The organism is Nocardia sp. GP40, from assembly GCF_050434125.1.
Lineage (GTDB): Bacteria > Actinomycetota > Actinomycetes > Mycobacteriales > Mycobacteriaceae > Nocardia > Nocardia albiluteola.
This window is the reverse complement of record NZ_JBNPVW010000033.1, coordinates 1-12,606: the sequence shown is the minus strand read 5'-3', so window position 1 is coordinate 12,606 and position 12,606 is coordinate 1. Positions and strand designations below refer to the sequence as shown.

General features: G+C 63.6%; 12 protein-coding genes. 4 read left to right on the top strand and 8 right to left on the bottom strand.

The annotated features are described in order from the left end of the window. Positions 1 to 20 precede the first annotated feature (20 nt). Positions 21 to 353 (top strand): NUDIX hydrolase, encoded by a 333-nt coding sequence (locus ABH933_RS44710; RefSeq protein ID WP_429429117.1) that lies wholly within the window; start codon positions 21 to 23, stop codon positions 351 to 353. On the opposite strand, the gene ABH933_RS44705 is transcribed toward ABH933_RS44710, so the two are convergent. Genes ABH933_RS44705 through ABH933_RS44695 form a run of 3 tightly spaced genes read right to left on the bottom strand, consistent with a single transcriptional unit; the run spans position 341 to position 1,591 of the window. Continuing rightward, positions 341 to 508 (bottom strand): hypothetical protein, encoded by a 168-nt coding sequence (locus tag ABH933_RS44705; RefSeq protein WP_429429115.1) that lies wholly within the window; start codon positions 506 to 508, stop codon positions 341 to 343. The genes ABH933_RS44710 and ABH933_RS44705 overlap by 13 nt on opposite strands. After that, positions 505 to 1,113 (bottom strand): AAA family ATPase, encoded by a 609-nt coding sequence (locus ABH933_RS44700; RefSeq protein ID WP_429429135.1) that lies wholly within the window; start codon positions 1,111 to 1,113, stop codon positions 505 to 507. The genes ABH933_RS44705 and ABH933_RS44700 overlap by 4 nt, the downstream gene beginning before the upstream one ends. A gap of 16 nt (positions 1,114 to 1,129) precedes the next feature. Continuing rightward, positions 1,130 to 1,591 (bottom strand): methyltransferase domain-containing protein, encoded by a 462-nt coding sequence (locus ABH933_RS44695; RefSeq protein ID WP_429429114.1) that lies wholly within the window; start codon positions 1,589 to 1,591, stop codon positions 1,130 to 1,132. Here ABH933_RS44695 and ABH933_RS44690 point away from each other — a divergent pair. Then, entirely contained in the window at positions 1,500 to 2,537 is a 1,038-nt protein-coding gene (locus ABH933_RS44690) for an ATP phosphoribosyltransferase regulatory subunit (RefSeq protein ID WP_429429112.1), read from the top strand. The two genes, ABH933_RS44695 and ABH933_RS44690, sit on opposite strands and share 92 nt — an antisense overlap. A 37-nt stretch (positions 2,538 to 2,574) precedes the next feature. Here the strand turns inward: ABH933_RS44690 and ABH933_RS44685 are convergent, their stop codons facing one another. From ABH933_RS44685 to ABH933_RS44665, 5 genes are read right to left on the bottom strand one after another with little or no spacing between them, the layout of a single operon-like run. After that, positions 2,575 to 2,904 carry a hypothetical protein gene (locus ABH933_RS44685; protein WP_429429110.1) on the bottom strand — a complete coding sequence of 110 codons (330 nt, stop codon included), beginning with the start codon at positions 2,902 to 2,904 and terminating at the stop codon, positions 2,575 to 2,577. 16 nt (positions 2,905 to 2,920) lie between these two features. Beyond that, on the bottom strand, positions 2,921 to 3,304 hold the full coding sequence (locus ABH933_RS44680; protein WP_429429108.1) for a hypothetical protein: 384 nt from the start codon (positions 3,302 to 3,304) through the stop codon (positions 2,921 to 2,923). Further along, complete coding sequence (locus ABH933_RS44675; RefSeq protein ID WP_429429106.1) at positions 3,304 to 8,199, bottom strand: putative T7SS-secreted protein; 4,896 nt, start codon at positions 8,197 to 8,199, stop codon at positions 3,304 to 3,306. Before ABH933_RS44675 ends, ABH933_RS44680 begins: the two co-directional genes overlap by 1 nt. Next, the gene (locus ABH933_RS44670) at positions 8,199 to 8,783 is read right to left on the bottom strand and encodes a WXG100 family type VII secretion target (RefSeq protein WP_429429104.1); all 585 of its coding nucleotides are present in this window, start codon (positions 8,781 to 8,783) and stop codon (positions 8,199 to 8,201) included. Before ABH933_RS44670 ends, ABH933_RS44675 begins: the two co-directional genes overlap by 1 nt. 3 nt (positions 8,784 to 8,786) lie before the next feature. After that, positions 8,787 to 9,242 (bottom strand): SseB family protein, encoded by a 456-nt coding sequence (locus ABH933_RS44665; protein WP_429429102.1) that lies wholly within the window; start codon positions 9,240 to 9,242, stop codon positions 8,787 to 8,789. Between the two features lie 71 nt (positions 9,243 to 9,313). On the opposite strand from ABH933_RS44665, the gene ABH933_RS44660 reads away from it, so the two are divergent. Together ABH933_RS44660 and ABH933_RS44655 are read left to right on the top strand one after the other, a co-directional pair. After that, complete coding sequence (locus ABH933_RS44660) at positions 9,314 to 10,165, top strand: class IV adenylate cyclase (RefSeq protein ID WP_429429100.1); 852 nt, start codon at positions 9,314 to 9,316, stop codon at positions 10,163 to 10,165. Positions 10,166 to 11,423: 1,258 nt separating this feature from the next. Next, the gene (locus ABH933_RS44655) at positions 11,424 to 12,305 is read left to right on the top strand and encodes a M48 family metalloprotease (protein WP_429429098.1); all 882 of its coding nucleotides are present in this window, start codon (positions 11,424 to 11,426) and stop codon (positions 12,303 to 12,305) included. The last annotated feature ends 301 nt before the right edge of the window (positions 12,306 to 12,606 follow it).

Sequence of the window (12,606 nt, the reverse complement as noted above, 5' to 3'; positions counted from 1 at the left end):
GCCGGCTCCACACATGACCATTGCCCGGCGGAGCAATGGACTTGGGTGAGACCGCCGCCGAATGCGCGGTCCGCGAATGCAGGGAGGGAGACCGAATCACCGCAGAGGTCACGGGATTCCTTGGGGTGTATAGCAATCCGAACCACATCGTGGCCTACACCCATGGGGAGATTCGCCAACGATATGAGAACTGGTACCTGGGCCGGCCGGTCTCGGGTGAGCCGACGATCAACGACGAGGCCGACGGCATCGCCTTCGTCATGCCGAATGATCTGGACACGCACGACATTCACGCGAGCATGCGCCAGCAGATCGGGGACTTCCTCTCCGGTAGGTATCCCTACCTCGGATGAGAAGCCACCAGATAGTCGACGTGGGCTGCGGTGGCGAGCATTTCAAGGCTCGGTCCGCTGAATGAACCGCCCACCATGGCGTCTGGACCGGATCGGCTGGTGATCTCCACCGGTTCCAGCAGAATCAACGGTCCCGCGGTCCATAGGTCGATCATCGAATCTCCCCGTCGCACGGTGTCGGGGTCTGGGCGTCGTGAAGGCGGTTCGTGATGAATCGCGCGATGGCGTCCATGCCTGGTTGGTATCCGTTGGTGGTGTCGACGGTCATTTCCGCAACGTCCATCTTCACCGGTACGAAGGAGTCGGCAGTGCGGGTGCCGGTGGCGATCTCGGCGATGAGGTCGGCGTCGTTGTGTGCGCGCCGGTGGGGGTCGTGCTCGGCACGGTGGGTGATGCGGTCGTGGAGCACCTGTTGCGGCGCGATGCAGTGGATGATGCGGATTTCGGCGAACTTGGCCAGCTGTAGCAGGTTCGGGCGCCAGAGTTTGTCCTGGAACGCGGCCTCGGCGACCGCCCTGACGCCTGCGCGGGCCAGCACGGTCAGCACGTCGAAGAAGGTGTGCAGGACAGGAATGTTGAGGTCTTCGAATCCGGCGTCGCCGGTTGGTGCGGTGCCCGCGACCATGCCCTGCTTGACCTCGTCGCGAATGATCGCGGGCACGCCGAGGTCCGTGGCAAGCGCGTGAGCCAGCGTTGACTTCCCAGAGCCTGGAGGGCCGGAAACAATGGCAATCACGGGGCGCCGATGAGTGTTGGCCATGTCGAATTCTGGCACGTCAGGCATCATCGTCCTTCCCGCGACCTGTGGTGAGCCGGTAGGCGATGAAGCCGGGTCGGCGGGTGAGGGTTTCATGTTCGACGGGGTGAGTGCGGGCCATGTCGGTGGTGGGCTGATGTTCGGTGATCGCGTCGATCGTGAAACCGGCCGCGGTGAACTCCGCGCACCATGCCTGCAGCGGTTGATGCCAGAAGCGGTGCGTGATACCGCAGGACCACTTCTGTTCGACCCATCCCGTATCGAAGTAGCTGCCCTCGGTGGTGAGCCAGTCGGAGGTGGGGTGGCTGGTGGAAATGATCAGGTGCCCGCCGGGTCGCAGGACCCGGCGCAGTTCGCGCAGCAGCGTGATCCGGTCGTCGATGTAGTGGATGACCAGGGCGAGCACGCAGATGTCGACGGAGTCCGACGCCAGCCAGTACAGGGGTTTAGTGAGGTCGTGTTGGCGCAGGGACCACGCCAACCTGCCCACCCCGTTCCGGTCTCTCCAGGTCGGTCCAGTCTGGCGCGCCGAACGCCCCCAGAAGGGCCGCTACCGCCAGTTTTACCAGTGCGATATCGACATGATCGGCGAACCCAGTGTCCTGGCCGAGGCCGAACTCATCGAGGCCACCACAGCGGCCCTGGCCGCGGTCAGCCTGCACGACATCACCGTCCGACTCTCGGACCGCCGATTCCTCTCCGCCCTGGCGACCGACGCCGGCCTGCCCGAAGAGTCGTGGGATCGGTTCTTCATCACCCTGGACAAGCTCGACAAAATCGGCTGGGACGGCGTCCGCACCGAACTCACCGACATCGGCCTGCCTACCGACGCGATCACCGCCGCTCTGGACAAGATCAGCAACCTGCGCGAGCTTCCCGCCGAGAAGCTCGCCGACGCACTCACCAACGCCGTCCCGAGCCTGGCCGACACCGTGGTCAACGACCTCGCCGCCACCACGGCCAGCCTCGACCGCCTCGCCGAACAACGGCCCCTGCGTTGGGAATTCGACCCGACACTCGTGCGCGGCATGGGCTACTACACCGGTCAGATCTTCGAGATTACCCACCCTGAGATGTCCAGCTCCGTCGCCGGCGGTGGCCGATACGACAAGCTCATCGGCCGTTCCCTCGGCAAGGACGTGCCCGCCTGCGGGTTCTCCATCGGGTTCGAGCGGATTGTCGGTCTGCTCAACGATGAGATCGCCCGGAACGCCACCGCGGTGCTCGCCGAAGCCGACGTGCCCGTCGCCGACGCCCTTGCAGTAGCTCGCGCACTCCGGAGCCAGAACAGGATCGTCGAGGTCCTCCGCCGCAGCGGGAAGATCGGCGCACAGCTGAAGCGGCTGCAGGCCGACGGGTTCACCTCGTTCATCACCGTCACCAACGAGGACGGAGTCGTCGTGGCTGGTGAGGAGCGGACAATCTGACCAGCTTCTCCGCGCAGTGAGCAACCTCGTGGCTGTTCTACCTCGAGGTGACAGGGTCGGTAGTAGTTCCCGTTACCAGGCGGTGCCCGATCAGTACGTGTTCCCTGTTATCGCGGTCAACGATGAGCGTGTGCTCTTGTCCACGGTGCGCATGTAGTTCCAGGCCCCGCACACCGACCGCGCCGCCGGTGGTGCTATTGCGCAACACGGCACCCTGGTTGATTTCTCCCGACGCCAGGGTACCGGTGACCAGCAGCGCATGACGGGACGACAGATCCCATATCCGAGTTATAGTGAAGTCGACATCGGCCACAATTATCCTTCCACTACTTTCGATCGCAGGGTGGCAGTCGGCCACCATCGTCATCTCGAGCGCCTTTTCTTCATATCCCCGACGGGAACAGTGAGACAGAGGCAGCCTCAAGGCATATGTATTGCCCAACCTTGGCGGCTGACGAAATATCCTCTTGGTCGACCATTAGCGAACCGGGATCCAGATCGAGCACGAATATCCCGTCGTCATATACGACAGAAATTTTGCCGCACGCAACGACCGCGTCATTCGACAGATGTATACCGCTGACGTTCTCATCCGTTGACGGATCGTCGCACCAGGATTCAATCTCGTCGATTTCGATCTCGACGTCGTAATCTCGTCCGCGGACGGCCGACTCGGCACCGCGCCATATTGCGGGCCATTCTCCGGTCTTGGACCGGACGGTCGTTCTCCCTCCCGGTTTGGCGGGTTCGACGACTGTAACTCTCATCACCAGGTTCCTTTCGGGAATGGGACTCGCACGACCCGATTATCGACGTGCCAGGTATTTGACGGGGAAATAAATTTCCACGTTTCCTCGTGATAGTGAAATTTCGTAGGACTACTCCCCATCTCGTGTGCGCCGAATCGGATACTTCGAAGTCCGTCTTCGGAGACGATTCGGCCGGGATCCGGGACACCCGTTCGCGGATGAAGATTGGTGTGCTCGCCCGGTCCCAGGAAGTCCGACCACCGGTCCAATACATTCCCCGGTTTTACCGGCTTTGGATCGTAGTACTCGTGCTCGGTGACCGTTTGTGGCGGCGGTCCCGACGAACTCGTACAGCCCTGGGGAAGCAGGCCTAGTGGGTCACACCAGACAATCGGATTGTGGGGATATCCGACCGGGTTCGGAGCTGCCGACAACCCGAGCGGGTCGCTGGTGTGATATCGCCCGGTAGCTGGATCGTATATTCGATGAAGATTGTAATTCACTCCGGTTTCGGGATCGTATAGCTGTCCAGGGAAACGGAACGGCGTGTCGGCAGTGCCGTGCCATTTCATCCGACCCCAGAGAGTTGTCTCGGCGATACCGACCGATTCGGCAAGAGCATGATCGATGAGCTCGATTGGCGTGCCGACGAGGTCTGCGATGATTGCAACGGACTCGCGGCCTCCATCCTGCCGATTTGTCGTCTGAGTGATCGGCGTGTGGGAGTCGGGCTGGTATTGCCAGCGCGTGATTGCCTGTGCGGTGGTCTGCTCGATGAGATGGGTGCCGTCCCAGGTGTAGTCGACGCGTTCGAGGACGGTGCCGTCGCCGGAAAGGTGTTGTTTGGTGCAGCGGCGGCCCAGAGCGTCGTAGGTGTAGTGCCACCATTGCCGGTCTGGGGTCCAGGCATCGATCAGCTGGTCGAAGGCGTTGTATCGGAAGTGCCAGACGTCGGGTTTGTGGGAGAGTCGAGCGGTTTCCTTGCGAATCAGCCGGCCGGCAGCATCGTAGTAATAGCGAGTACGGCCGTCGCGAACAAGCAGGTTGTTGCGGTATTCGCGCCGATCGCTGTGCGGAAAGTGCTGCGCAGCCAATGATTTCACGTCATGGCTGGTGGGAGGTGCGGGTTCGGCGAGGGCAGCAGTGATGTTGCTGAGCGGGTCGTAGCCGTACTCCTCAAGGAGACTGTCACCGCGGGTGATAGCGGTGACGCGCCCCATGGGGTCGAGCAGATACTCACGGTGGTCGGAATCGACCCCAGGACGGGCGGTGATGTGGCCTGTCACGTAGCCGTCGGGGCGGAAGACGAATGTATCGTGGCGCAGCTGAGTCGGACCGGGACGGGTGGAGGGGCCCAGAGGCAGATTCAGAGAACTCGTCGGGTGCGCGGTGACGGTCTGCTGAGCGACCTGACCGACGCTGGTCAACGCGCGGTCGACGACGATCTCGCCGATACTCCACCCGATCGGTCGCCCGGCCGGGTCGTAGCGGAAATGCACAGGGCCACCGTCGACGTCCAGGCCGTGGACGCGGCCAGCAACATCGTAGCGCCATCTGGTCGCAGCACCCGAGGGAGTCGTGCGGCGGATACGGCGGCCATGGAGGTCGTAGTCGAGCCGCATCACGGGCTGGTCGTCGACCTGCTGGGTGGCAATCTGCCCGGTCAGGGTGTAGTTGAATTCGAGGGTATGGGTGGGGCCTTCGTCGGTCCCGGAAACAGCGGTCAACGTCCGGCCGACGGTATCAAGGCGATTACGGATGAATTCGCCTGTATCGGTAGTGATTTCGGTCAGATGACCGAGGACATCGTAGGTGTGATGGCGGGTGATACCGGTGGCCGGAGTAACGGTGGCGGTGCGGCCTGCCCTGTCGTAGGTGTATCGGGTTGCGGCACCGGCGTAGTCGGTTTCGGTGACGACTCGACCGCTGGGGTCGTACTCGTAGGTCCATACCTGGCCGAGCGGATTGGTCACCGCTACGAGTCTGCGCTGGCTGTCCCAACGGTAACGAGTGACCGTCCCGTCCGGGTCGATACGAGAGGCCAGCAGGTCGAACGCTCCGTATTCATACCGAGTGACACCTCCAGCCCGGTCGGTATGGATCAGCAGATTGCCTTCCCCGTCGTAGCCCCATACCTCGCTGTATCCGTCCGGGTCGACGCGCCGCAGCAGGGCACCCGCAGGCGACCACTCGTAACAGGTTGTCGCACCGAGCGAATCGGTGACCGTGACCGGCCGGCCGAAACCGTCGCGCTCTATTCGAGTGACCGCCCCCTGCGGATCGATGCCCTGGATGGCCAATCCGGCCGCGTCAACCTCGGTAATCGTCCGCGCACCAGTAGATTCCGTGACCTCGGCGACGGCGCCATTCGGGTGGTAGGTGTACTCGGTGCGCGTTCCAGCAGCGTCGATAGTTGCGACGAGATCGCCATGCTTGTTCCACTCCTGCCGCCGAACACCGCCGTCTGGGTTGGTGATGGTGGTGGGGCGATCGCGGAACAGATATTCAACAGAGGTCGAGTTCCCGTCAGGGCGAACCACTTTAGCCACGTCGCCCGTGGCGGTGTACTCGTACCGGGTAACCGCGCCATCGGGGGCGGTGACCTGCAAGGGGCGGCGGTCGGCGTTGTAATCGATGTGGGTGTGCCCACCGACCGGGTCGATCAGATCGCGTTGGCGCAGGTCCCGGTCGAAGCCGTGGCGGGTGGCCGCTCCGTAGGAGTCGGTGACGGTGGTGAGGCTTCCTGTGCCGTCGGGGAATTCGAAGTAATCGAAGTCGGTGTCCAGGACCCCCTCGGTGCCACGCTGAAAGATCACCCGCCCGGCGTGGTCGTAAGTGTTGACCATCTGGTTGCCGTTGGAATCGGTCCAGGACACCATGCGGTGCTCGTCGTCGTAGGCGTAGCCCATGACCGCGCCGACACCGTTGGTGACCGAGGTCAATTCCCCTGCGTGGTAACCGAATTGCTTGACAGGCACCACTGCGCCGCGATCGATGACTGACAGGCCCGTCACCCGCCCGGCGGCGGTCTCGATCAAGACGCGGTAGCCGCCGGAGTGAGTGACCTCGACCGGTACACCGTCGTCGTTGTATCCGAATCGGATGCGGTTGCGGTAGCGGTCGGTGATCGCCGAAATCGCATAGTTACCGAGGCGGGATTCGATCCCACCGAGCACCGCTTCTGGGGCGAAGTGCCAGATCAGCTCGCGTCGCGGATCCCAGACCTGGTAGCTGCCGGTTTCGGTGCGAGTCAGGGTCCACTGTTGCCCGCCGGTGACCGGCTCGACCGCCACACCGACTTCGGCGTGCGGGTAGGCGAGCATGAGCCCGTCCTCGGCCAGGAAGGTGACACCTTCATGTTCGGCGACCAGCCGCATGTCCAGGGTCGCGGACCAGGACGGCCCGAACCAGCGCCCGCGCCGATAGTTGGAACGGTGCGTACGCCGCAGCACCAGCGCGAGTACACCAGGCAGGTCGATATCGGTTTCCGGGAGCAGGAATTCGCCCGTGGCGATGTCGACCGGGTCATCGGAACAGGTTTTCTGGTGTTCGGTGCGGTCGTGCTCGGGACCGGAATCGCTGGCCTCGTGATGGGTGCCGTGGTCGGCCTCAGCCCGGTCGGCCGGAGTCTGCGGCTCGTACTTGGCGTGCGCGTCGCCGGGGTGCGCAGCGTCGGAGCCGGTGGACGTCGGAGCCGGCTCGTGCGGTGAGGGTGCTTGCGGGGCCTCGGCCGGGTGCGGGACCTCGGCTTTCGGGATCGAATGCGGGGCGTCTTTGGCGACATCCTCGGCCACGCGGGCTGCCTTGGCAGCATCGGAGACCTCGCTGACCTCCTTGACCGCAGACAACGCCGGTTTGGCTGCCCCCGCACCGCCGGTGCCAATGGTGGTGACCAGATTTCCGGTCAATGACCCCAGAAACTCCGAGGGGTTCTTACGGGCATCGGACAGGAACGAATGCACCGTCGCACCCGGATCGGCGTCGGCGACCACCAACGCGGTGCCCAGATCCGACATGCCCTTGAAGTAGTCCGCCGGGTGCGTCATGTTGTACGTGTCCAGCGGGGACACCTGTCGCACGAACTGCACGATCCCGGTAAAGCTCGTCGTAAGGCCCTTGGTGAAATTCAGCTTCGCCTGATCCACCGCGGCACTGGCATCGGAAAAATCATCCTTCATCCGTGCGGTGAACGACGGCTCGGTCGGCGCCGACGAGGTCGCTGCCTCCAACCCGGACACCGCGGTCGCAGCCGCGTTGTCACGCTGAGATCTGGCTCCCCGCAAGATATCTCGCGCGGCTTGGCGCATCGAGGTCCAGGTATCGACCAGCGGGTTTTTGCGCTTCTGCGCGTCCGAGAGCCTGTTCCAGGAGTTCTTCTTGTTGTTCTCCTCGGTGTCGGCTTGCTTCCACTTCGCGATCGCATCCGCGGCCTTCGATTGCGCCGCAGCGACTTCGTGATACCACGCATCCAAAACACCGGCAGCAGCGTGCATCGCGTCCGAGCCCTGCCACCACAACTTCGGCTGCTTACCGAACTCACCGTGAAACGCATCCGCGGTCGCACCCACCCAATCGGCGACATCGATCTTCTTCAACGCATCGCCGGTCTTCTCGATCGAGTCCCCCATCTTCTTCAACTCGTCCTCGGCGTGGGAAATCTTCCCGGTGTCCCCGAGGATCAACTCCTTCGGATCGTCGGACTGCCCGAGTTCACGCTCGCGGACCTGACCGCCGGTGGCGTCCACGATCTGATCGCCGAGGTCCTCGATATCCTTGGCGACCCCATCCGCGCCCACCGACCGTGCCACCGACGCAGCGGCCTCCGCGCCCTTGTCGGCGAGTTCGCCGACCTTTTCGGTGACCGTGTCCACCGCATGCTCGACCGCGTCCCCGACATCATCGAGCCACCCCATCAGTTCCCCCCGTCACCGTTCATGATCTGCGCCGCCTCTTGCGAGGCCCCGGTATTCCACCGCATCGGATGCTCGACGATCGTCGGCGCCACTGCCTTGATGACCTGCACATTCTTCCCGATATGGTTCAACGCGCCCTCGAACGAGGACACACTGTAATCCGCATGCCGCACATCGTTGAACCCGTTGTCCGACAACGTATCCCCCCACGACCGAGCGTCTATCTGCTTGTTCGACAGATGCGGGTTCCCGACCATGTCCGCATACATTTCCTTGAACATGTTCGAGAACGTCTCATCCATCTCGTGATAGCGGCCCGCCGCCAAATTCAACGTATCCGCAATCTCGTTGGCCCCCTGCACCAACGCCCGCACACCCCACGACCACCGATCCAGAAACGTCGAAAACGCCTTGCACACAGACGCTTTCCCAGCTTCCATACCCGACAGCGACAACAGCGAGAGCCCCCGACCGACAGCACCGGTCTCCCCCGTACCCAGATCCGACAACTCCCCGATGATGCCGTTGATCCCGTCAGCCGCGTCCTTCAACACCGACGGATCCACATCCAACTGATCCGCCACCGGCTACAACACCCCTACCGGCATCTGCGCCTCCTCACCCACCCTTGGCGGGAACGCCATCGGCGCCGCACCCACCGCATCCACCACCACCCCCGTCGGCTCGCTCCGCCCGGCCGCGTACTCGGCCAGCCGCCGCCCCCGCACCGTGTGATACCGATACTCACGCCGAGGATCCACCCCACCCCGACGCACCCAATACGCGGCCAACTCATCCTGGCTGGTGAACGCGCAGACCCACCGCACCCCGCCAACTTCAGCAGTGAACACCCGCTCATCGTCGGTCAACGGCACGAAGAACACCGCACCCTCGAAGGCAGCCACCAGCAACTCCCGCTGCCCGAACCCCGCATAAAACGCCGCGACCTCCGCCCGAAACCGAGCCAGCCCATCACCGTCCTGGTCTCCCACCGCGGCCCCCTCCCAGCTCAATATCCAGCGTGAGATCAACTCGTCGAGCATACCCAACGCCTCTCCGACCAGAAGGCGCCTGCCAGCGATCCTCTATACCCTCGGCCGAGTTCGTCGAGCGCATGCAGCACATTGTCCGGCCGGGTGGGCTTTTCGGCGCAGAGTTCATGATGCCGGTGGCCGAACGACATCATCGAATCGAGCGCTACACCACCCCGGACCGACTCGCCGAGCACTTCGACTCCAACGCCTGGGATGTGCTACTCACACTGCACACCGACCCGTTCACAGAACACGCCTACGTGGAACAGCTACACGACCACACACACCGCATGGGCGTACTCATCGCAGCAAAACACCAACACCTGGACGACACGAAAGGCACCCGGCCCTCGATGAAGCATGAATACGAAGCGAAGTTCCTCGCCATCGACATCGACGCCATCCGCACCACACTCACCGCCCTCGGCGCGAAGCAGATATTCCCGCGAACCTTGTTGACCCGCAAAATATTCGAGAACGACACACTGGCGCGCGGGGCGTGGCTGCGGTTGCGGAACGAGGGATCCCGCTCGACCCTCACACTCAAGCAAGTCACTGACGCCACCACCATCGACGGCACCACCGAGATCGAAACCACCGTCGGCGACCTGGCCGCGATGGCCGAAATCCTCACCCACCTCGGCGCCCGAGAGGTGCGCTACCAAGAGAACTACCGCGAGGAATGGCAACTCGGCCAGATCACCTACGACATCGACACCTGGCCCGATCTGCCGACATTCCTCGAGATCGAAGGCCCCAACGAGACCGCCGTCCACGCCGCAGCGACCAGCCTGGGCCTCGACTACGCCCACGCCCGCTTCGGCAGCGTGGACGAAATCTACAAAACCGAGAACGGCCGCAACATCCTCACCGAACCGACACTCCTGTTCAACGCCGCAGCCGAAACGAACGACACGCAGCCACCTGTCTAACTGCCTTTCAGCGTCGTGGCCGTGCTCGGCGCCGCTGTTGTCGATCCGTGGCCGATCGCCGTGGGTACACGGGGAACAGGACGCCCCTGGCCAGCAGGAATCCCCTGCGGCCAGCACCGAGGACGCTGAGGTAGCAGGTCTCGGTGGCAGCCCTTCGACCCCGCAATTGCCCTGGCCGCTGGTCGATCCGGGGTCTGCGCAGCAGGTGTATCGGGAACAGAGGCAGCAGGTGATGCAGCAGCATCAGGCACAACTGCGCCAGCAGCACCAACGCCGGTTCCTATTGGATCAATGGGAATGCTCGATCGCGCGACAGTCCGGCGACTGCGGGCTGGGCGGCAGCCCGCAGTCATCGCGACTGCAGACGGCACACGCTGCTGGCTTCCCGTCTGGTCGGCAGTGTAGAAGCCAATATCGGCAATCGCCTCTCTCGTCCTACGCTCGTCATACCGACCCGCGAACACTTGTACCAGTTTATGATTCACAACCTGCCGTTCCAGACCTATGCAGCACCAACCATTCTTGTCTTCGACAGGGACGGCCGCTGTGTCGGCCGCGGCGCCGTCGCCACTCAGAGGTTTGTCTTTCAAGCTTGAGTGTCGGTCAGTCGACATACTCTGGCGATGATGAACGGTTGATGGAGGAGGCGGAGAACGTGCTGCATTTGGCGCACATGACAGCCCGACGACTAGGCTACTGCTGGGCCTATGTGCTTCGCCGGTGATCGGTCGGCCATGGCCACGGCTGGCATGGTGTACGAGGAACGTCACTTCTCTGGGGGTCGCCAAGAACTTTCGGGTGCTTCTCAAGTGTTCATGCAGCTCAGCGGCTTTCGTTAGGACCGTAGCAGATCACGACAGGTGTTGCGCGGCCGTATAGTTTGCTGGCACGGCGGCTGGTCAGGGGTTGAGTTCGAGTTCGACGAGCAGCTTACGAACGTGTTGTTCGATCTGGTGTCGAGCGTGAAGTCTCAGGACCGTCCCGGGTAGAGCGTTCTCACCAGATCCTTGATGCCCGAATGCCCGGTATTGCCGATGAGCGGTGATCGTATGCACCAGTAGCCGAGCAGCGGGGCCTGGCGGAACCTCGACGCCACCGCAGTGCCTGGCCGTTCCACCGCCGGTACCCCGCTTCTCGGGGCTGGTGACCGGTTGGCGCACCGGGTTCACTGGGATGCAGAGCGAATCTTGCTCACAGCGACCATCATTGCGGATTTCGACGGTCGGATGTGCGGGCCGCGAGCGCCGAGGGGGTGGCAATGGGGCGGATCGTCACAGTGCTGCTCGCGCTGCCCACGGTCACGGCGGGTGTGTTGATCGTGGTGGCGGCCGGCATGTGGGCAGGACTGTGGCTGGGGCTCACGCTCGCCGTGCTGTGGTGCTATCTCGGCGCTGCCCTGTTCAACATGGCATGGTTCAATCCCGACCGGCAGCGGCTGGCCCGGAGATTCGGGTTCCGCAAACCGATCGAACCTGAACCGGAGATTCTCGGCGCCGCATGGGCGAGTCTCACCAGCGCCACGGGGATCGACGGATGGCCGTACTCGCTGTGGGTCGAGCAATCGGACGATCTGAACGCCACCGCCGGCCCGGCCCGCATCGTCGCCGTCACCAGCGCCTCGATCGCGCGACTGCCGACGCGCCGACTGGAGGCCATATTGGCGCACGAACTCGGCCACCATCTGCACGTCGATGCCCGCCTGCGGCTACTCGACCACGCCTCGGCGCTCCCGGTCCTACACCTGCGCCGCCTCGCCCGCTGGCTCGGTCGACCGCTCGACCGGCTGGGCGCCAGCGCGATCGCGCTCCGCTGCGTACTGGTCGTGGCGATACTGACCGGACTGGCCATCGCGCTCGTGCCGACGACGGGTCCGCTTGTCGCGGTGTCACTTTCCGCACTGCTCGCGCTGGAGCCGTTCACCGACAAGGCCCGATCCCGCCGGGAGGAGTTCGCCGCGGACCGCACCGCCGCCGAACTCGGCTATGGCCCCGAACTCGCCCGGGAACTACGGCTGGAGGCACAGTTGCATCCGGAGCGCACCGGGCTGCGCGCCCTTCGCAACCGCTTGTACTCCACCCATCCACCGTCCGCACGACGCGTGCAGACAATCCGGGACCACGGCCTCCGGAACCAGACCTGACAGCACGCGACGTGCTACGCCATCGACACACAGCGACCGGTACGACCGCCATAGCCGACATCCAACGCCTATGCCACCGACCCTCACCGGATATGAGGTCTGTGGCAACTGATTTTGTGCTGCATTATCGGGTCCGAGGTCTAATTCGACGGTCGGTGAGACGTGGAGGCAATCCGGCTCGATGAAGCCGCGGCGACAATGAGGCAGGGGACTGCCCCGGATCTGATTGACTCGCGGGTTGTGGTGGTTTCAGGCCGCGAGTGAGGCCTGGTTCAGGGTCTCATACTCGACCGGGGTCAGC